Raw genomic sequence first — 20,731 nt, 5'->3', positions numbered from 1 at the left:
GGTATTTCCTTTCTGCCCTATCTTTCGTTGCGCAGGCGCTGAATAAAATGCCCAAGCCTGCCCAGCGCTTCTTTTAGATCTTCCAGGGAATATGCATAAGAAATCCGAAGGAAGCCTTCTCCACATTCGCCGAATGCCGTCCCCGGCACAACCGCCACCTTTTCTTCCTTGAGAAGACGGGTTGCAAATTCTTCAGATGTCATGCCGAATTCCCTGATACTCGGAAATACATAGAACGCGCCGAACGGCTCAAAACACTCCAGACCCATTCTGGCAAATTCATGCATAAGAAAGCGCCTTCTCTGGTTATATGCCTTGCGCATTTCTTCCACCTCATTCTCGCAGTTCCTTAAGCCTTCTACCGCCGCATACTGGCTGGTTGTAGGGGCACACATAATTGCAAACTGATGCAGCTTTGTCATCTGTTCAATGATCGCCGCCGGCCCACAGCAATATCCCAGCCTCCATCCAGTCATAGCAAAGCCTTTGGAAAATCCATTGATTACAATTGTTCTCTCCCGCATACCAGGCAGGCTCGCGATCGAAACATGCTCCCCCTTGTAGCTGAGTTCTGAATAGATTTCATCCGACATTACATACAGATCATGCTCTTTTACAAACCGCGCGATCGGCTCTAAATCTTCCCACGTCATAATCGAACCGGTGGGATTGTTTGGAAATGGCATAACCAGCACTTTTGTCTTTTCCGTCGCATATTTTTCCAGATCTTCCACTGTCAGTTTAAATTCATTTCCATACTGGAGGGGAATAATCACCGGCACCCCGTCCGCCATAACGGTACATGGCAGATAGGACACATAACTAGGCTGCGGAATCAAAACCTCGTCGCCCGGATCCAGCATACAGCGAAGCCCAATGTCTATCGCCTCGCTTCCGCCGACCGTTACAAGCGTTTCTGTCTTAGAATGATAAGACACATGGATTTTCCGTTCCAGATAACGGCAAATCTCATCTCTTAATTCCTGAAGCCCCGCATTGGACGTATAAAATGTCCGTCCTCTTTCCAACGAAAAAATGCCCTCTTCTCGTATTCTCCACGGTGTATCGAAATCCGGCTCACCTACCCCCAGTGAGATCGCATCTTCCATTTCATTTGCCACATCGAAAAACTTCCGGATTCCAGAAGGCTGAATATCAATAATTTTTTTTGATAAGGGTGTCCGCATTATGGTGTCACCTTCATTCTCTCAGATTCTTTTTTCGGCCCCATGATGGTTCCGTAATCTTTATATTTTTTTAATATGAAGTATGTGGCAGTACTGATGACTTCATCTATAGTAGAAAGCTTCTCTGAAACAAAGCGGGATACTTCTTTGAGTGTCTTTCCTTCTAATGTAACAAGCAGATCATATCCTCCGGAAATCAGATATACGGAAAATACTTCCGGATATTTATAAATCCGTTCTGCAATCCTGTCAAATCCTCTGTCTCTCTGCGGTGTTACACGTACTTCTATCAGGGCCGTTACTTTTTCCACTCCGGCCTTATCCCAATCAACCAATGTATGGTATCCGCAGATAATTTTTTCCTGTTCCATATTGGACATAGCGTTTGCAATATCCACTTCCGATACGCCAAGCAGTACCGCAAGTTCTCCCAAATCTACCCGACTGTTCTTTTCCAGGTACTTTAATATTTCCAGTCTCAAATCATTCTGATTCATGTCACTGCCTCCTGATTTTCTTATTTTTTCTATTCTCTGTCGCTTTGCCAGCGCAGCCATTCGTCCGGCGCCGGCCTGTCGAGATACCTTTTTTCTGTGCCGCTTGTGATTATCCGGACATTGTCATCCGTGATAACCCCAAGCCTTCTGGCTCGTATTCCCACCTGCTTAAAAAACGCCAGCAGTTCTGTACTTTTATCTGTGGTGATAAGCAAGCTTCCGGCAGAAGTCATCTGATATGGATTTAGCTGGTAATACTCACAAATTTCCACTGTCTCCTGGCAAATAAGAATGTCTGAAAATTCTATTTCCATTCCTATGTTAAAACGTTCCCCAAGCTCCCAAAGAGCTGCCAGAATCCCACCGCTTCCTATCTGCCGCGCTGTTTTGGCACCATGTGCGAATGCTCCTTGAATCACAGTCGGTGTGCACAGCCATTTTTCCTTTTCCTTTGTCTGACGCAAAAACGCAGGGGTAAAACGTCTGTCCAGCTCTTCCTCTGCTTCCTGCGCAATCAGCAGGGTTCCTTCCAGTCCGGCATAGCCGCACAGAAGAATCTCCCTGCCCGGACGTGCGTCTTTTGCAGGAACAGCGGCATCTAAAAAGCCTGCCACTGTTACACAGACAATATTTTGCAAGACAGAAGGACTGCCCTCTGCTCTTATACAGGTTATCTGAAGGTTTAATTTTTCGCACATTTCCTCCATTGCCGCTGCCATATGTACGATTTTTTCTTCCTTTTCTTCCGCAGGACTTAAAACCTGCACAGACACCCCTATTGGCTCTGCTCCTTTCGCAGCGACGTCATTTGCCGCGCGAAGAATGGCATATTGTCCAAGCTTCTCGGTTGTTCCACTTACAGATGCATCCGCCCACACAAAGGCTTCACTGTGTGCCTTACCTCCAGAGACAAGGGCAGAAGTTTTTTCTTCCATCGTAATCGGAAAGAGTACCTCTTTGCGTCTCATCTGTATTTTCTTTTTTATATCCCGTTTCCACACGGTTTGCGATAGATTTCCAATCTTCATGGAAGCCCTCTCTTTATTTTCTTCTTGTTTCATTTATTTTTTATCCATTTCCGTCTGTAATCTCCTGGATCGCCTTTTGTATCTTGTCCTCGTCCTGTGTCTCAATGACGGCGTTTATTTTTTCAACAGCTTCTTGATTGTCCGATGCAGTCCCCACTCCGATCGTTTCCTTTGAGGACACATACTGACTGTAATTAATGACGTCTCGGCTTACCTCCTGTCCGTCTTCATAGACAACCTTCCAAAGCTGCGCAGTCATGCCCGTATGCGCCTCGCTTTGTGTTGCTATATATCCAATCGCATCCTCTGTGGCAACAAACCGTTTCCCTTCCGGCTCCTCTGTCTCTAATGTTTCACTTACATATTCTACAGACCGATTCTCGTTCCTTGTCTCTTTTCCATAGATGTTAAATGTCAGGGAACCGTCAGAAAGGACTGTTTCGATATAGATCGGACTGCCATAGTTGTTCTTAAATTTAAAGTCCAGTATATCCTCTGCAATCGCCGCGTCCATAGACGGCTCTACGTAGGAAACCAGCATAGAATGGGGATGACGCTCTGTCACCTCCAGCTCTGCCCTTAGCACTGCATTGTACAGTGTCGTCGATACCTGGCAAATTCCCCCACCCATAGACTCGACCACCCGATCTCCTTCATAGGATGCTGCCGGATAATATCCATTCTCTTCTGTGTAGGGCTCCATCGCCCCATTGACAGAGATCTCTTCTCCAGGCTGAAGCAGAGCAGCGTTTATATGGTTTGCCCCAGACTCTACATTCAGGGATCGGCCGGAACCGTCATTTCCATAATATGTAGTAAAGCTTCCAAGCAGATCCGTTATCCCCTCCAAATCCTCTGTTGTTATATCCGGTTCCGTATGACTGACCTCTGCTTGCACTGTACCGCCCTTTTTATCCCATTTCTTATCCAAAAACTGGTTGATATTTTTGACTGTCTTTTCTATATCCAGTATCTCTCCTGGCTGTTCCTCCACTACAACTACGCCGTTTTCATCCTGTGTCACACGGGCATTGGCCGGAAGCTTCAAAAGGGGATTTAAACGTTCTTCCAGTATCCTTTTCGCATCTTCTTCCGTCACCTGGTACGCAATGGTGAAGCGTTTCTTCTCTTTACCCTTTTCAGAATTTTTTAAAATTTTAAAACAGCTCACTGCATTTCCGACTTTTCCGTAATCTGCCGCTTTTTGAATCACGCTGTCCAGCTCCTTTACAGTAAGCCCCAACTCTGCCAAGGTTGCCTCTCCCTGGTTTCCGTTTTCTAATGTCAATATAAGCTGCTCTTGTCCACAGCTTTCTGTATCTGCTAAAACAGCGCTTTTTGCCTCCTCTTTTGTCATGCCTGAGACGTCGGTTGTCCCGATAGATACCCCTTTTATAATGACATTCTTTTCATATTTATCAATTGTTTTATGTAAGTAAAGCTGAACAAGCACAATGACACAAACTGCGCAGGCAAGAACAAAGAGCAGACCCAAGATCGCCCTTCTATCCGGCTTATAGCTTCTGACACTTTTGTGTTTTTTTCTCTTCTTGTTCATACATTCCCCCGCCTTACTCACACACTTTCTTTATACCACCTGCATTATATGATATATGGCAAAACCATTGTCAGAATCATTGCCACAATGATCACAAGAATTCCAATAGAAACAATTTTTCTGAATTTTTTATCATATAAATTCATTTATTCCACTCCTTATGAAACTTCATCTAATTATAATAAACTACATTTTATACTCTTTACAGTATTTTTGCAAGCGGCACTGTTCACATTTGGGACTTCTCGCCGTACAGACAGTCCGCCCAAAGGTGATGATCTGGATATTATACAAAATCCAGTGATCCTTTGGCAGCTCCTTCATCAGATCCTGCTCTATTTTTTCTGGATCTTCATTCACAGTAAGCCCCAGCCTTTTCGAAATTCTCTTTACATGGGTGTCTACCACTACACTGGCATCATGGTAAATATTCCCCCGTATGACATTCGCTGTCTTTCTTCCTACCCCCGCAAGAGACGTCAAGTCCTCCAGGCTTCTGGGAACCTCCCCGCCAAACCGTTCTACCAGCGCCTTCGTACACGCTATGATATTTTTTGCTTTATTATGATAAAATCCTGTCGGTTTAATATCCTGTTCCAGTTCCTTTAAATCTGCATTTGCAAACTTTTCCAATGTATCATATTTCTGGAACAGGTCTGCCGTTACAATATTGACGCGCGCGTCCGTACACTGTGCGCTTAGCATAGTCGCAATCAAAAGCTGCCACGCCGTCTCATAATGCAGGTAACAGACGTATTCTGTTCCAAACTGTTCATCCAATATTTTTATAATTTCCTCTGTACGTTTCTTCATCTTTATCGCTTAAACCTCTCCTGTATCCTCTGTAATCTCATATACTGCCGCCTGGTGGGTAAGCTTATTTCTGTTCTGATAGTCAAACAGAAGAAGCTTTCCTCCTATCCATTCTAAATGCGTCATTTTACGTATCTGCATTCTGTCGTACTGTTCATACCCCTTCAGATAATGGAATTCCTGCGCTTCCTTTTCATAGAATCTTCTTGCTTCCTCTTTTGTTATCTGTATCTCCTGTACGAAACAGGGGCGCCGTTTCACATTTTCTCTCATATATAGGTCCAGCAGCAGCGACTGCCTGTAGCTCTCTATATCTCGTATCTGGGATTTTTCTATAAATGCAAACAAAATCTCATATCTTGCCAGTCTGGAATGGTTTATTTTGTCCAGATTTTCTTTCTCATAATACGCCGCAATCGCTTCATACATGGTAAATGCATCCGAATATTCCTGTTCTAACAGTTCTATCGTATATTCAAACTGCCTGCTGTTATAGTACACCTCTACCATTTCTTCTATCTTTTTTAACCTGCGGATTTCTCCATACGCTATCCACCTGGTAGAGAGTACTTCATAGGGCGGCATGTCCTGATATAAAAGCCCATAATCTTCTGCCTTCTCATGCATCCAGGAGCCTTTTAAAACTTTTAAAAAGCCAAGCTGTAATTGTTCCGGCTTCAGAGCATATACATCACAGAACGATTTTTTAAAACTTGCCATATTTTCAAAGGGAAGCCCTGCAATCAGATCTAAATGCTGGTGTACGTTTCCCCTTTCCTGTATCTGCTTCACCACCTCTTTCACCCGCGAAAACTGCATTGTCCTTCGAATTTCTCTGATTGTGTCTTCATTGGTAGACTGAATCCCAATTTCAAGCTGAATCAGTCCTGGGCGCATTTTCCCAATCAGCTCCAGCTCCTCTTCACTCAACAAATCCGCCGCAATTTCAAAATGAAAATTTGTAATCCCCCTGTCATGCTCCATTAAATAGGTCCATATTTCCATTGCATGATCCCGCCTGCAATTAAATGTACGATCTACAAATTTTACCTGCGGCACCTCGCTGTCTATCAAAAATTGCAGTTCCTCCTTCACTTTCTTTGTGTCTCGAAACCGCAGGCATTTATCTATGGAGGACAGACAATAGCTGCACGAAAACGGGCAGCCTCGGCTCGATTCATAATACACAATCTTATTTGCAAAGCAATCCAGGTTCTCATAGACAAATGGAACCGCATTGAGATCCATCACCTGTCTTGGAGACGTCTCTATGATTTTTCCATCCGTCTTTCTGCAAAATACAATTCCGCGTATCTTATCCAATTCCGGCCGCCCCTGTTCAAAATGTTCCATCAGTTCCCGAAATGTCTCTTCTCCCTCTCCGCACATAATGCCTTCTAGCTGCGGATACTCTGCAAGCATTTGTTTGGCATTGAAAGATACCTCCGGCCCGCCCAGCCACAGCCGTACCTCGGGCAAAATTTTGGGAAGTTCCTTAAGAAGCGCCTTTACATAGGAAATGTTCCAAAGATAACAGGAGAAGCATATGACGTCTGGTTTTTGCTCAAACAGCTCTCCTAACAGCTCATTTAGCGGCTGATTGATTGTATATTCAGCGATTTTGGCCTTATATCCGAACTTTTCTGCATATGCCTTAAGACTGTAGACAGCCAGATTGGAATGTATATATTTTGCATTTATTGCAGCCAATAAAACTTTCATGCTCTCCTCCATTGACATTTTAAAAAAAACAATGTAAAATTAGAACCTGTGCAGCCGGGGTGTTAGCGGTACCTTGTACCTGCAATCCGCTATAGCAGGGGTGATATTGCGCAGAGGGCGAAAGTTTGTAAAGCTGCCCCCGATAAGTGATGTTGATGCCTGGGTCTTACGCGACGGGAATCTGTGAACTGTGTCAGGTCGGGAACGAAGCAGCACTAAGCAGAACCTCCCGGGTGCCGTGAGGGTGCCTGAGCTGAGTTAACTGTCGGGGTAACGTTTATGAACCTGGTTCGAAGCGCAATGCACATAAAAAAGACTAGCAGCACTGCTTTCCTTTATTCAGCTTCTTTTGACTGTTTGGGACGCAGTGTTTTTTTCTGTCTCAACTCTCTGAAAAACTGTTTCATCATTTGGCTGCATTCTTCTTCTAATATTCCTGTTGTAAGCGCTGCCTGATGGTTGAATGCTTCCATCTGCAGCAAATTCAGCACAGAACCGGCGCATCCCGCTTTTGGGTTCATACATCCCACTACGACACGCTTCATTCGTGCCTGTACAATCGCTCCCGCGCACATCTGGCATGGTTCCAGAGTCACATATAAAGTACAGTCTTCCAGCCTCCAGTCTCCCGTCTTTTTACTCGCTCTTTTAATCGCCGCGATTTCTGCATGTGCGAGAGGGCTTTTATCTGTATTACGTCTGTTATATCCCCTGGCAATAATCCGGTTATCCCTCACAATCACACAGCCGATTGGTGTCTCCTCCAGTGCGTATGCCTTTTTCGCCTGCTTCAACGCTTCTTTCATATATTTTTCATCTGTCTTTCTTTGAAGACTTCTTAATTCTTCCTCAGTTTCCAGCGTTTCTCTACCCATATTCTGCAACCTGTTCCTTTTCAATTTCTTTTTTCCTCCGGTTCTTTTTCAGTCATGTACTGAATAGATTTAAAAGAAAGACAAGACCAGAGGTATATAGTATGAATCCCGGTAATTGTTATCTATATGAATATGAAAATATCCGTAAAGTAAGAAATGTCGGATTTTTTAAAATCACTCGGCATTATCACACCTGCATCCTGCAAATCCAGGCAAGAGGCATTTCTGTCCACGCTAAGAGCAGTGTAGATTTATATGTTTTCTACCAGGACGGGGAACATAGTGTCGCTAAAAAGCTTGCTTCCCTCTCCTGCATGGAGCACTCTTTGTCCGTCCGGATTTCCGTCTCGGAATCTGTCTTCCCGCAGGGCCGCACTCTGGAAAGAATTGACGGGTTCTTCTTGAAAGCGTCACACACAGAATCTCAAAAATTCTGGGTTGTCTCACATATTGTTCCCCAGAATATTATCCCTTACGAGGAAGCTTCCCTTTCCGGTGAAGACTCCTCTTCGGAAATGCCGGAGCATGAGACTCCTGCAAAGGATGCCTCTGCCGACAAGTCGCCCTCGCCGACACCGCCGGCAGAAGACGCTTCCTTGCAGGAAAGCTCTCCAGAAGAGAATTCTACCACCAAAACACCACCAGAGGCATCCGAATCCGATAACCAAGAGGCTCCCGCAGAAGCTCCACCAGAGGCTCCCGAATCCGATAACCACGAGGCTCCTGCAGAAAAGCCCGCTGTAAAAGAGAACTCCGTTCATCCTACTGCACGGAAAATTGACCGCAGTGAGCTATGTCTGCTTCCAAAAAAATATTGGTTTCTTGCAAACAACAGCTTTCTGCTCCATGGTTATCATAATTATAACCACCTCCTTCTTGTAGAAGAAGATGGTCATTACTGGCTCGGTGTTCCGGGCATTTATGACTCCCATGAAGCGCGGGCTGCCAGCCTGTTCGGTTTTCCACAGTTTACCCGTTCTTATACAGAAGCGCTTCAATTAGAAGAAGAAGAACGAAACGACGATGCAGATTTCGGACACTGGTGCCGTTATATTAAATGATCCCGTTCATTTCCTGATACAGACGTTTTGCATAGCTGTCTGTCATACCGCAGACATAATCTGTCACAAGCAGCAGGCGAAGATACAGCTTTTCCTCTTCTGTCTTTCCCTCCGCCTGCAGCTTGTAGGCATTTTTATAGTTGTCTGATATAAAAGAAATCACCCGACTGTCTATAGAGTTGAGCTTCTCTTTCGTATCATAGTACAAGACTGCATGTACCAGTCTGTCCATAAGAAAATCGAGAATCACTGCCTCGGATACTTCCATTTTATAGATCGTTTTTGAGGAAAATACATACCGAAATGCAATATCCCCCAATAGCTCCATCAACTCCTCCCCATAGGTGCCGTAAAACAGATCGTGGCAGAAGGTTCCCGCCATAATTTCGTCATAATGTGATGTAAAACCATATGTCGCACAGCTAATCAAAAATCCCTGCACACGCACAATCCAATTTTTTACCGCATAGGATTCCGGATTCTGCGGCTGTTTTTTTGCTCCCCTCTCATACAGCTCTTTCAGTTTCCCCAATGCATCAAAAGGGGCGTCCGGATGCTTCTCCATCAAATCAGACAGTTCTCTTTCCAGTGTATAGTAAGAGACAAATCCTTTCACAAACGCATCTTCTATATCTGCCGTCTTATAGGCGAGATCATCTGCCGCCTCCAGAATATATGTCAGAGGATGCCTGCAGTTTCCTGCTCCTGTGGCGCTGGAAATTTCTTCAAATACTTCTCTGTCCGCATCATAATATCCCATCTTTTTCTCTTTTATGTTGCCGCTTTTTTTATTGATTTTATCAGAAGGAACCGGATACTTCACAATTGTGTTTAACAGAGCGTATGTCAGGTTCATTCCATATTCATCTACCAGATAGTGCAGTTTTGTCACTAGCCTGAGCGCCTGCGCATTTCCTTCGAAATGATAAAAATCCCCCTTCATCTGAGGTGTCAATATATCTTCCACCCGTCTCCCTTTAAATACAAGCTGCGGCAGGTTACGTTCAAACCATTCTCGTATCGCTGTCTCGCCAAAATGTCCAAAAGGCGGATTGCCAATGTCATGTATCAGCCCCGCACATTCCAGAATATGACAGATATCCTCCTTCATCTGTATCGTAAATCCGCTGTCTTTTCTATAATTTAAAATATTTTCCCCAATGTTCTGCCCCAGCGATTTCCCCAGAGAGGCAACCTCCAGAGAGTGTGTCAGCCTTGTCCTTATAAAATCGCTTTTATCCAGCGGAAAAACTTGTGTCTTATCCTGCAGCCTGCGAAATGACGCACTTCCGATAATCCTGTGATAATCTTTTTCAAATTCGCTGCGCAGATCTGTTGATTTGAAGTTTTTCTTGCTTTTTCCTCCCCGCATACGCTGTGCGGACAGCAGTGTATTCCATTCCATAGACTTCTATGTCCTTTCTGCATTTAGTCCAGATAAATCGGCGGCTCATATGCCTTTCCAAGCAGCGCTTTCATTCTTTCCTGGTATCCTAAAAACGCCCACTCTGTCATATCTGTCCACTTGTGCAGTTTCCTGTCATACACCTGCACATAACCGATCCTTGTAGGGTGCATACGTACGCTGTTTGACTGGTATTCCCTTCCTGTATATGGATTGACCTCTCCGCGTTCCCGATCCTCCTGCTCATCATTTTGACGAATAACAGGTTCAAAGTCTTCTTCTTTTTCAGAACCTTCACTGACGGGAACTCTTTCTTCCCTGCCCGCTGCATGTAAGATTCGTTGTTCCGTCGCCTTGCGTTCCTTCTCTGGCGAGCTTCCTTCCTTCCTGCGGAAAAAAATGCTTCCTGTCGGAAATTTTTCTTTCTTTGGGTTCTCCAGCTCTTCCTTTATCGTTTCAACTGCCTCGCCAGACTTTGCTTCTTCTTCCAATTCTGACAATTCCTGGTGAATTTCATAAAGTTCCCCTATCGTCATGTCACGTTCTACTTTGTCCGCTGCTGCCTTCTCTGCCGTAGGTTCCGCTTTTTTCTGCAATGTCGTCTCTCCAGATAATATGCTCAGTTGGAACGGACAACCTAATATCCGCGCAATCATCCGCATATCTTGTTCTTGAAAATTATCTCTTCCTAAACGCTGTGTCAGATTCTGCCTGGACATCTTTTTTCCGGTCTGTGCCTCAATTATTTCTGCCAGCTCTTTGATTGTCATTCCCTTTCTTCCCAGAATAATTTTGACTTGTTCTCCAAATGTCAGGTCTTCCATGACTTTCCTCCTTATGTACTCTTATACTCCAATATGAATATCCCAGAAGCAACATAATCGTTGCTTCATAAACCTATCTTTTTCCCTTTTCCCATTTTATCAAAACCCTGTTTTTTCGTCAATAATATAGCAGTTGTAAATAAGCGCTTGTTTATTTATAATACATACGTAGCCTGTCTTGTCAAAACTATCTGTTTTTATGCGGAACAGGCACGAAAAACATGCATTATATGAAAAGAGGAACTCTTGTGTTAAATCGTTTAAAAGAAGAATATCTGCAACCTGCTTTGTTGGAAAGCATCCAACAATTCACCGATTGTTATCCTATTCCTGAAAATCTAAAAGACCGGCTTCCTGTCCCCTCTCAATTTTACTATGGGAAAGAAATATGGGAAGCGGCAGTCTGCGCCATCTTAAGCGGGAAAAACCTTCTCCTTGCAGGACATAAAGCAACCGGAAAAAACATCTTTGCCGAGAATCTCGCCGCCATATTCGGGCGTCCCAGATGGGACATTTCTTTTCACGTAAATATGGACGCCTCCACTTTGATCGGCTGCGATACTTTTGAAAATGGAAAAGTAGTTTTCCGCCCGGGTCCCGTTTTTCAGTGTGCAAAGTACGGTGGTTTCGGCATACTTGACGAAATCAACATGGCAAAAAATGAGGCGTTGGCTGTTCTTCATGCTGCGCTTGATTTCCGCCGTGTCATTGACGTACCAGGATACGAACGGATCCCCCTTCACCCCGCTGCCCGTTTCATTGCTACCATGAACTATGGTTATGCCGGAACAAAAGAGCTTAACGAAGCGCTTACCTCTCGTTTTGTCGTTATTCAGATGCCTATGATCACCCATGAACAGCTTAAAAGACTTTTGCAGTGCGAATTTCCTGCGATAAAAACCAAATATGCTGAACAGTTTGCAGCACTCTTTCTAGAATTGCAAAAGAAATGCGAAAACTCCGAAATCTCATCCAAACCGTTGGACTTACGCGGTCTTTTAGATGCTGTCGCTCTTATGGAAAGAGGGCTGGAAGCGCATACTGCTCTGGATATGGGAATCACGAATAAATCTTTTGACATCTATGAACAAACCTTCATCCGCGATATAATCCATACGAGGATTCCAAGGCATCTAGAACACAATCAATTATTCGAGGTATAAGGTATGAACTATGATATACAGGAAGAAAAACGGGCAAAAAACATCATCTGGACTGCTGCCGAAGACTATTCGTTTGAGCCACTCTATCTCGCTTTTAACCAGGATAACACCGCTGACGTATACCTGAATCTTATCATTGGACTGGTATACAAATGGTATGATAAAACAGAAATAGAGCATCTCTTTCATTCTCTGGGAACCAGTCAGAGAGAGCTATATGAGGGAATTTTCTGGCTGGGACTTGAGAATGCCGCTTACGAAAAAGAAGTCCCATTACGTCCTGCCTTGAAAGAACTGCGTACAGAATACGCTGCCCGTAATCTGAAAGCTATGCATAAATCTGCCTCGGATGTGCTTCTCTGTGCACTACAGCGCGGAAGGTTCTGTGAAATTTTAGGCAAAGACAGTTCTCTGTCCGGCTGGGAAAAAGAGCTATTAAGCTCCTTGTCCTACAGCGCCCAGTTATCTTCCTGTGAGATCATAGAAAAGACAAAGAAAATTTATCAAACCTATTTCCAGTATATCCCCCACGCTCCCAGAAAAAAATCCGGATCCTACTTTCTCCAGAAAGTGCTTCCTGCATTTTATTCTCTTGGCAGGGTTCATTCTGGCTATGTAAGGGTGCATACCTCCTCCAAAGAGAAGGCTGCATCTAGTCTTGCCGGCACACTTTCCCGACAATTAGGTGTTCTTTTTCAGTTCACACACCTGGAAAAGGAAGCACTTTCTAGGAAGTATGTACAAGCATGTTTCGGAGAGAGTATGTATCCTGAGCAGACTGCCTGCAAAATCGAGCAAGCTCTTTGTACAGGAAATCACGCAGGGCTCCATCTACTCTTTACGCGCGCATCCCTTACGCCGCTTACTGCATGTCCTGAAAAATTTCAGAAAGAAGTACAGACCTTCCGCCAGGAAACCATTTTACAGAAGGAAAAAAACATCCAGTATTACAGGAACGCCCTGCCGCTTCATCAAAATAGCATCCTTCGTTTGTCAGAAAAGCTTTCAAATGCCTTAGATTTTCTGTCTGATGAAGAAGCCCCCCGTTCACACTCTGGCAGATTAAACACCTCTCAGGTCTGGCGTGCTTTCTGCCTCGATGACAACCGTATTTTTACAAAAAAAGGAGAACACCTTTCTGCCGGATTTTCAGTAGATTTGCTTTTAGATGCTTCTTCTTCCAGAAAAGATTGTCAGGAAAGTATCGCCGCCCAAGCCTACATTCTTGCAGAAAGCCTTACTCGCCTGCATATTCCTGTACAGATATATTCCTATTGCAGCATACGCGGCTACACAGTGATGCGGTTATACCGCACCTATCAGGAGAATAACCAAAACAAAGACATCTTTTCATATACTGCTGCCGGCAGTAACAGAGACGGTCTGGCTCTTAGAGGCGCCGCACATCTGATGGAAGAATCTCCCTGTGAAAAGAGACTGCTCATTATGCTGTCTGATGCAAGCCCCAGTGACGATCGCTGTGCAAAAGAAGGCCCTTTTTATCAGAACCATGAATATACAGACAGCGTTGGTATTCAAGATACGGCCAAGGAAGTACGGAATCTAAGAAAACGCGGAATTCAAGTTCTTGGAGTGTTTATGGGAATTGAAAAAGATATCCCCGCCGCAAAAGAAATCTTCGGCAGGGATTTTGTAAGAATACAAGATATCCATCATTTTGCTGATTCTGTCGGGAATATGCTTCTCCATTCCCTCTTATCTTTATAATATGCCGCCCTTTTCTGCCACAATGTCTGTACAGATATACAGCGGCTATACTTTTTATGTAAACAATACTTTACGGCAATCCTTATTGTTCCAGATACTCTTCCAATGTCAGTCCTTTTTCTGTTATCTCCTGCGCCGCCTCTTTTCCTACATACCGATAATGCCACGGCTCGTAAATAATCCCTGTCACCTCTGCTTTATCTGAAGGATACCGGAGTATAAAACCATATTCAGCACAGTGTTCCATAAGCCATTTCTGCTCCGGCGTATCCCCCTGTGCTTCATCCAGCGCCTCATAAGCAGAGGCAATAATGTCCACCGCAAGCCCCGTCGCGTGCTCGCTTGTCCCTGGCACTGCAACCGATTTCTTTGTCTCATCATATGCGTCCAGCGGATTATACCCCTGTACAATCCAGTCTTGCATTGTAGAATTAAACACTTCTCTCTGCTGTTCATAGGAACGGTACGCAGACGCCACATACATACTTAAACCTTCCGCCTGCGCATCACTTAACATCTGTTCTAATTCCTCGACAATTCTTGTATCTACAGATCGTTCTGTATCAATCTCCGTCAGCTCCGGCGTATAGTCCGTCGCCAAAGGATGACTTTCATTGACAAGCGCTAAAGCCCATCCGTCCTCATCTCCTGAAAGAGTTGCAGCGCTGTCTCCTACCGCTGATTCTATCTGCACCTTGCCTTTTAGCTCTTTGTTCTCTGTCTCCAGCTTTTTATTCTGTGCAGTCAATTTTTCCTCATGTGAATCTACTACATGCTTCGCCGCGGCGATTGTAAGCAGGATACCAAATACGACTCCTATCGCGATTCCTGTTATCAGTATTTTTTTCATCTTCACATTCCATTTTCTCATCACAGTTTAAACTCCGTCCGTATCTTAGAATCTATTTCTTCTTGTGTTGAACAGACCGCCATTTTATATGGCTCGCCTTCAATCTCGTATTCGCGGTAATAATAGGAATCTGTAAAATCAGCCGGCTTATTTATCAGTATAGAGGGGGTGCCTAAAACAATTTCAAAGGTATCCAGTGCAAGAGCCATTCCCTTTCTCGTCGCTTTCATAAAGCTTTCTTTGAGTACCCAATATCTAAAGAACATTTCATTCTGCCGCTGTCTGTCTGCTGCCTCTACTATCCTTTTGTACTCTGCAGGACAAAAATACCGGTGTGCCATCTTTAGATTTGCTTCCCTTATCTGCTCAATATCACAGCCGACCTGCACATCTACATTTTTTTCCAGTTCCGCCGCACACATCACAAAAAAACCAGAATGGGAAAGATTGAAGCTACTGTCCTCTGGCAGTTGATACGCTTTCTTTATCTTTTCCCACAAGCTCCACACACCTACACTCTGTGCCTTGTTTAATTTTCTCTTTATCTTGTCCGCTTTTTCCTGTCTGAAAGAAGGAAGCACTTCATAATATCTTTTATAACATCCCTCGTCCAGTAGCGGACGAATATCTGCAACCCAGGCTTTCACCATATGCTTTCAACCTTTTCATCTCTTAGCCAGCCGCTGCAAAGCACTGCTTTTGCCCGCGGATACCGCCTATCTCTCTTTTAAATACCGCACTTCAAATGTATCGATCGTAATCGGTTTATTAAAAAGACTTCCCTGTGCATAATTACATCCAAGTTCATTCAGCACATTTAACTGATCCTGTGTTTCCACTCCAGACGCACAGACATATGCTCCAAGCTGCCTGCACACCTCAATCACTGCCTTTGCCACAATTCTGCTGCGGCTGTTTCCTACAATATTAGACACAAGCCCCTTGTCCAGTTTCAAACCATCAAATTCCATCACAGAAAGAATAGAAATACTAGAATCCTTTGCCCCGAAATGGTCCAGTGTAACTCTTACATTTTCCTTCCTGATTTTATTGCTCGTCTCTGAAAGCATTTCCTGATTCATATTTGCATAGGATTCTGAAACTTCCACCTCCAGATATTCGCAGGATACATGGTATTTCTCAATCAGTGCCATCATTTTATCTGCAATATCCACCTGGCACAAAGTAGCTCCGGCAAAATTTACAGATATAGGAATCATAGGAATATCGTCTCTCTCCCACCTGCGTAAGGTCTTACATACCTCTTCAAATACATAGAGGTCTAAATGATGAGACAGACGGGTTTCTTGAAGCAGTGTAATATATTTTTCAGGATTTAAAATTCCTAAATCTTTATGATGGTAACGCACTACTGCCTCTGCCCCGACGATTTCCTCCGTCACTACATCGATCTTAGGTACCAGACAGACAATAAAACTTCCCTGTTCAATATCCTGAAGCAAGTCTTGCTTTATGATCGGCTCATGGTGTCCTTTCTTCAGGTTTTTATAATATTTCTGTTTTTCTTCACGCATCATATTCTCTGCATGCGCCACCAGATTATCTACATTGATATCTATCTTTTCCCATGCATATCCCATCGTAACGAGCCCAAGGCTGATATTATCTAATTTATCATGCGCCGCATGAATATTCTTCATAAATTCTTCGTATGACGCATCTTCGGCAACAGCCAGGTACTCATCTCCTGTAAGACGAAAAACCATACCGCTTTTAAAGAACTCTTCTAGCACCTCTCCCACGCGGATAACCACTTCATCCCCGTAGTCGCGCCCAAATTCCTTGTTAAAGTTTTTCAGTCCGTTGATGTCCACAGATAAAGCGCCAAGCGTTTTTCGCTTCTTTTTCTCAGCTTCTGCCAGATACTGTACAAAGCTGTTTCTGTTTAATAATCCAGTCAAATCGTCGTGGTAGCTTAAGTACTCCTGCTGCTTCTGCTGTTTCTGCAATACAATCGCCTGTCTTATAAATGGCAACATCGCATACATCAAAGATAACTCACAGCCCCCTCTGTGCACTCCTACAACCGCCAGAATTGCTGTTGCCTCTTCGCCAATCTGTTCAAATATACTGTAGCTTTCTTCCGTTGTGTCTGTTATTTCCTGTTTCATCCACTTAGGCTGCTGTTCCGCCTCCAGCATTTTAATCTTGTCACGCTGCCACGGTACATTTTCTGCACACCACTCATAGATAGTCTCTACGTCGTCATATTCTTTTTCTATATAATATACATATTCTGAATCATAATAATTCCGTACTGTACTCAGTACATCATTCATAATCTCTACAAGAGAGCGTTGTCTTTCTTTTTCACTCATGGAATACCCCTTTTTTCAAAATTTTACTCATTTTTTGGATAAAAGGGCGCAAAAAACCTATTTATCCGATTTCAGATAAAGCTATTGTAGTATAATCTATGTCAAAATGCAAGTCTGTAAGCTTTCTGTAATCTGTAATTTCGTATCAGTTCAACCCTCTGTTAGCAGGAGACGGATTTATGCCTGCATAAGAATCCGGCGACTAATATACAGATGAGCGAAGCGCCCGCCAATGAATAAAACAGTGACGATAGCCACAATAAACACGGAGTGCGGTTTTACGAATGGTACGGGCTGAACTGATATGTAATTATAAAAGGAAGATTTGCACTTCACGCTGCTTTCTGCTTCATTAACTTTAGCGTCAGTGTACAAGGAGCCCCCCTTGTACACCGGCGCTATAATTCTTCTATTAATTTTTGAATGGTTTCTATATCTTCTTCCAACATCTCCGCAATCTCTTCCGCTGCATATCCCTTTTTTACTTTCTTTTCTACCAATTCTTTTAATTTTTGCATCTGTCCTTCTTTACGTGCTTTCTCCTGATCCAATATCTTTTCTTCCCATGCCTGCATATATTTTACTCCAATCTTTTCACTGGATTTGATTGTGCGGATCCGTTTCTGGATATTATGTATCCTCTCACTGGCACAGGAGGCGCTTACCTCCTCTGTGGTGTGCTCCATATACTTTAACAGCTCTATCAGTTCTTGTGGTACTCCTTCTGTGTGCTGCCCGCGGGTATTTAAAAATATCCGAATAGCGTCGTCCTGCAAGGATAATCCAGGTACTTCTTTACACTGCATCTGGAAGGTATATCGGTATAATCCATAACCGAATAAATCAAAAGGGCAGATAAGAATAATATAGACAGGATTCAGGCTTTGGAACCCTACTTCTCCTGGCTTTAAAAGGTTGGAATCAATTAGCGCCTGATAAAACCGGCTTCGCTTCGGCAGATTTCCGGTATCCTCTCTCTGCACCTCTGTATTGTATATGCGCTCCTCTTTGTCCATTGCCCAGACATCCAGACGGACATACCGGTTCAGCGGATGGGTGCGCTGCTCCTTTTCTGTCTGGGGCAGGAGTTTTAAGACAACCTCCCTTCCTAGAATAATCTCCAGCATGTCCCGCATTGTATCTGGGTCATCAGCAGCCTGTGAGAATAAAAAACGATCCAGCAGATTCAAGTCCTTCAATGTTTTTTGTTTTTGTTCCATATTTACTTTTCCTCCTTTATTATAGGGAAAAGTCTTACGGTTTACAACACTTTCCCCTTAAGTTACACAGCAGTTTCTTTTGTTCCATTGGGTAAAGATTCAGAATATCCAGACAGCTAACTGCCGGAAAACCGATTGTCCATCAGATGAACATAAATAGAATGATACATATAAATTTAATCGACAAAAGGGATGTGTGAAAGAGAGGCTTTGCATCGTTCGTCAGGGCTTCGCCGAAATTCCTCACTCACGCAAAGCCTCTCTTTCGCACTCACGCTTTCGCCAGCTTAAGTTTATATTTCCAGACATAAAAAATCGGCTTCACGCTGCTATGCATTTCCAATCAGAAGTAGTATAGATACTTCTAATTGGAGGGCTATAACAACGTGAAGCCGTTCTCTTTTTTATGAATTTCAGTTAGGGCGCCACCTTCCTATAGACGAAGGAAAAACTTCTGATTGGGAGTCTGTAGCAGCGTGAAACCGGTTCTGTTCTGTCTGAAATTATAAACTTAAGCTGGCGAAAGTGTAAGCGCAAGAGGGCGTGTGTTGCAAAAGTGAGGAATTTCGGCGAAGCCCTGACGAACGTTGCAATACACGCCCTCTTGCGCGAACCATTTCATCAATTAAATTTATATTTGTCAAAGATTCCAAGGTTTTTCTTTTGATACTTTCAGGCGGTTCATAGCTCTTGCCAGCGACGCCTGTGAGTGGTAGTATTCCTGGATGCTTTGTTTCTGACGGAGTTGTTCTTCCGCGCGTTCTTTTGCTTCCTCTGCACGCCGGATGTCAATTTCTTCCGGCCGTTCCGCAGTGTCTACCAGCATTGTCACACGGTTATTTACAATTTCCATAAATCCTGCGCCGACCGCAATATCCACCCATTTTCCTTTTTCCACTTCCATGCGCGCGTCTCCGACATTCACTGCAATCACCATATTCTCATGGTTCGGAAGGATTCCTTTCTCCCCGTCCGGCGCTGGTATAATTATTTGCCTGCACCTGCCTTCATAAAATACCCTGTCGCTTGCTATAATTTTCAGTCCAAATGTATCCATACACATGCACCTCTATTCTGCAGCTTTTGCCTTCTCTATTACATCGTCAATGGTTCCCACATTGAAAAATGCAGATTCCGGATACGCGTCCATCTCGCCGTTTATAATCATCTTAAATCCGCGGATAGTCTCTTTCAATGGCACGTATCTGCCTGGAATACCAGTAAATGTCTCTGCCACAAAGAACGGCTGGGACAAAAACCGCTGAATCTTCCGCGCGCGCATAACCGTTGCCTTGTCTTCATCTGACAATTCTTCCATGCCAAGAATGGCAATAATGTCCTGCAGTTCCTTATATTTCTGTAAAATAGCGAGTACCTTATTTGCTACTTCATAATGCTCCTCGCCTACTACATCTGCTTCCAGGATACGTGAACTGGATTCCAGAGGATCTACCGCCGGATAAATTCCCTGCTCTACAATCTTTCTGGAAAGTACAGTGGTTGCGTCCAGATGCGCGAACGTCGTTGCCGGAGCCGGATCTGTCAGGTCATCCGCCGGCACATAGACTGCCTGTACTGATGTAACGGAGCCATTTTTCGTTGAAGCAATTCTTTCCTGGAGCTCTCCCATCTCGGTGGCAAGAGTCGGCTGATAGCCTACTGCGGAAGGCATACGCCCAAGCAGCGCAGAAACCTCACTTCCTGCCTGTGTGAAACGGAAAATATTATCGATAAAGAGAAGTACATTTTGATGCTGCTCATCACGAAAATACTCCGCCATTGTAAGCCCTGTCTCTGCCACACGCATACGCGCTCCAGGCGGTTCATTCATCTGTCCGAATACCAGCGCTGTTTTTTCCAATACGCCTGATTCTTTCATCTCTGTCCAGAGATCGTTTCCCTCGCGGGAACGCTCTCCTACACCTGTAAAAATAGAATATCCTCCATGTTCGGTGGCGATATTGCGGATCAGCTCCTGTATCAGCACAGTTTTCCCAACACCCGCGCCGCCGAACAACCCAATCTTGCCGCCTTTCGCATAAGGCGCCAGCAGGTCAATGACTTTGATTCCTGTCTCCAGAATTTCAACTACCGGACTTTGATCTTCGAAGCTCGGCGGATCTCTGTGAATGACCCACTTGGGAGCTTCCTCTATTTTCTCTCCATCATCAATCGTCTCTCCAAGAACATTGAACAATCTTCCCAGCGTCTTTTCCCCGACGGGAACTTTGATTCCCGCACCGGTCGCCGTCACTTCCATGTCCCTGTGCAGCCCTTCACTCGCCGCGAGCATAAGGCACCTCACTTCGTTATTTCCCAGATGCTGTGCCACTTCCATAATACATTTTTTGCCGTTATTCTCTACTTCAAGAGCGTCCTTAATGTAAGGAAGCTCTCCATCTTCAAACACTACGTCAACGACAGGCCCCATCACCTGTACAATTCGTCCTTTATTCATCAT

18 protein-coding genes and 1 other RNA gene are annotated in these 20,731 nt (G+C 44.2%); 4 read left to right on the top strand and 15 right to left on the bottom strand.

Annotated elements, in window-relative coordinates:
• Positions 1 to 17: 17 nt before the first annotated feature.
• The 6 genes from ACZ5C4_RS03120 to ACZ5C4_RS03095 form a co-directional block, all read right to left on the bottom strand.
• A complete protein-coding gene (locus tag ACZ5C4_RS03120) occupies positions 18 to 1,187 on the bottom strand; it encodes an aminotransferase class I/II-fold pyridoxal phosphate-dependent enzyme (protein WP_464519752.1) in 1,170 nt (389 codons plus the stop codon).
• Positions 1,187 to 1,684 carry an Lrp/AsnC family transcriptional regulator gene (locus tag ACZ5C4_RS03115; protein WP_186876355.1) on the bottom strand — a complete coding sequence of 166 codons (498 nt, stop codon included), beginning with the start codon at positions 1,682 to 1,684 and terminating at the stop codon, positions 1,187 to 1,189. Before ACZ5C4_RS03115 ends, ACZ5C4_RS03120 begins: the two co-directional genes overlap by 1 nt.
• Before the next feature lie 29 nt (positions 1,685 to 1,713).
• On the bottom strand, positions 1,714 to 2,745 hold the full coding sequence (locus ACZ5C4_RS03110) for an AIR synthase related protein (protein WP_464519751.1): 1,032 nt from the start codon (positions 2,743 to 2,745) through the stop codon (positions 1,714 to 1,716).
• A gap of 7 nt (positions 2,746 to 2,752) precedes the next feature.
• On the bottom strand, positions 2,753 to 4,270 hold the full coding sequence (locus ACZ5C4_RS03105; protein ID WP_464519750.1) for a VanW family protein: 1,518 nt from the start codon (positions 4,268 to 4,270) through the stop codon (positions 2,753 to 2,755).
• Between the two features lie 186 nt (positions 4,271 to 4,456).
• The gene (gene nth / locus ACZ5C4_RS03100) at positions 4,457 to 5,083 is read right to left on the bottom strand and encodes an endonuclease III (protein ID WP_464519749.1); all 627 of its coding nucleotides are present in this window, start codon (positions 5,081 to 5,083) and stop codon (positions 4,457 to 4,459) included.
• Between the two features lie 9 nt (positions 5,084 to 5,092).
• Entirely contained in the window at positions 5,093 to 6,805 is a 1,713-nt protein-coding gene (locus ACZ5C4_RS03095; RefSeq protein ID WP_464519748.1) for a B12-binding domain-containing radical SAM protein, read from the bottom strand.
• 46 nt (positions 6,806 to 6,851) lie between these two features.
• Between ACZ5C4_RS03095 and ffs the strand changes: the two genes are divergently transcribed.
• Positions 6,852 to 7,113: signal recognition particle sRNA large type (ffs, locus tag ACZ5C4_RS03090), an RNA gene on the top strand.
• A 27-nt stretch (positions 7,114 to 7,140) separates the two neighbouring features.
• Here ffs and tadA read toward each other — a convergent pair.
• Positions 7,141 to 7,680 carry a tRNA adenosine(34) deaminase TadA gene (tadA, locus tag ACZ5C4_RS03085; protein WP_464519747.1) on the bottom strand — a complete coding sequence of 180 codons (540 nt, stop codon included), beginning with the start codon at positions 7,678 to 7,680 and terminating at the stop codon, positions 7,141 to 7,143.
• Positions 7,681 to 7,781: 101 nt separating this feature from the next.
• Here tadA and ACZ5C4_RS03080 point away from each other — a divergent pair, with 101 nt between their 5' ends.
• Positions 7,782 to 8,741, top strand: a complete 960-nt coding sequence (locus ACZ5C4_RS03080) for a DUF6128 domain-containing protein (protein ID WP_464519746.1) — start codon at positions 7,782 to 7,784, stop codon at positions 8,739 to 8,741.
• Here the strand turns inward: ACZ5C4_RS03080 and ACZ5C4_RS03075 are convergent.
• The gene (locus ACZ5C4_RS03075; RefSeq protein WP_464519745.1) at positions 8,734 to 10,146 is read right to left on the bottom strand and encodes a deoxyguanosinetriphosphate triphosphohydrolase; all 1,413 of its coding nucleotides are present in this window, start codon (positions 10,144 to 10,146) and stop codon (positions 8,734 to 8,736) included. The two genes, ACZ5C4_RS03080 and ACZ5C4_RS03075, sit on opposite strands and share 8 nt — an antisense overlap.
• A 23-nt stretch (positions 10,147 to 10,169) precedes the next feature.
• Positions 10,170 to 10,970, bottom strand: coding sequence for a hypothetical protein (locus ACZ5C4_RS03070; protein WP_464519744.1), 801 nt, complete (start codon positions 10,968 to 10,970; stop codon positions 10,170 to 10,172).
• A gap of 230 nt (positions 10,971 to 11,200) precedes the next feature.
• On the opposite strand from ACZ5C4_RS03070, the gene ACZ5C4_RS03065 reads away from it, so the two are divergent.
• Both ACZ5C4_RS03065 and ACZ5C4_RS03060 read left to right on the top strand, forming a co-directional pair.
• Complete coding sequence (locus ACZ5C4_RS03065) at positions 11,201 to 12,133, top strand: AAA family ATPase (protein ID WP_464522298.1); 933 nt, start codon at positions 11,201 to 11,203, stop codon at positions 12,131 to 12,133.
• Positions 12,134 to 12,136: 3 nt separating this feature from the next.
• Positions 12,137 to 13,861, top strand: coding sequence for a vWA domain-containing protein (locus tag ACZ5C4_RS03060; protein ID WP_464519743.1), 1,725 nt, complete (start codon positions 12,137 to 12,139; stop codon positions 13,859 to 13,861).
• Between the two features lie 82 nt (positions 13,862 to 13,943).
• Here ACZ5C4_RS03060 and ACZ5C4_RS03055 read toward each other — a convergent pair whose 3' ends face one another.
• The 6 genes from ACZ5C4_RS03055 to atpD all read right to left on the bottom strand — a co-directional run bounded on the left by ACZ5C4_RS03055 (position 13,944) and on the right by atpD (position 20,728).
• Positions 13,944 to 14,732, bottom strand: a complete 789-nt coding sequence (locus ACZ5C4_RS03055) for a M15 family metallopeptidase (RefSeq protein ID WP_464522297.1) — start codon at positions 14,730 to 14,732, stop codon at positions 13,944 to 13,946.
• On the bottom strand, positions 14,732 to 15,361 hold the full coding sequence (locus ACZ5C4_RS03050) for a 4'-phosphopantetheinyl transferase family protein (protein ID WP_464519742.1): 630 nt from the start codon (positions 15,359 to 15,361) through the stop codon (positions 14,732 to 14,734). The genes ACZ5C4_RS03055 and ACZ5C4_RS03050 overlap by 1 nt, the downstream gene beginning before the upstream one ends.
• 66 nt (positions 15,362 to 15,427) lie before the next feature.
• Complete coding sequence (locus ACZ5C4_RS03045) at positions 15,428 to 17,050, bottom strand: EAL domain-containing protein (RefSeq protein ID WP_464519741.1); 1,623 nt, start codon at positions 17,048 to 17,050, stop codon at positions 15,428 to 15,430.
• 398 nt (positions 17,051 to 17,448) lie between these two features.
• A complete protein-coding gene (locus ACZ5C4_RS03040) occupies positions 17,449 to 18,270 on the bottom strand; it encodes an Rpn family recombination-promoting nuclease/putative transposase (protein WP_464519740.1) in 822 nt (273 codons plus the stop codon).
• A 640-nt stretch (positions 18,271 to 18,910) separates the two neighbouring features.
• The gene (gene atpC / locus ACZ5C4_RS03035; protein ID WP_186876343.1) at positions 18,911 to 19,327 is read right to left on the bottom strand and encodes an ATP synthase F1 subunit epsilon; all 417 of its coding nucleotides are present in this window, start codon (positions 19,325 to 19,327) and stop codon (positions 18,911 to 18,913) included.
• A 12-nt stretch (positions 19,328 to 19,339) separates the two neighbouring features.
• A complete protein-coding gene (atpD, locus tag ACZ5C4_RS03030) occupies positions 19,340 to 20,728 on the bottom strand; it encodes a F0F1 ATP synthase subunit beta (RefSeq protein WP_464522296.1) in 1,389 nt (462 codons plus the stop codon).
• Positions 20,729 to 20,731 lie beyond the last annotated feature (3 nt).

It is taken from the genome of Mediterraneibacter flintii, from assembly GCF_055387595.1.
This window is presented reverse-complemented; position numbering and strand designations above follow the sequence as displayed.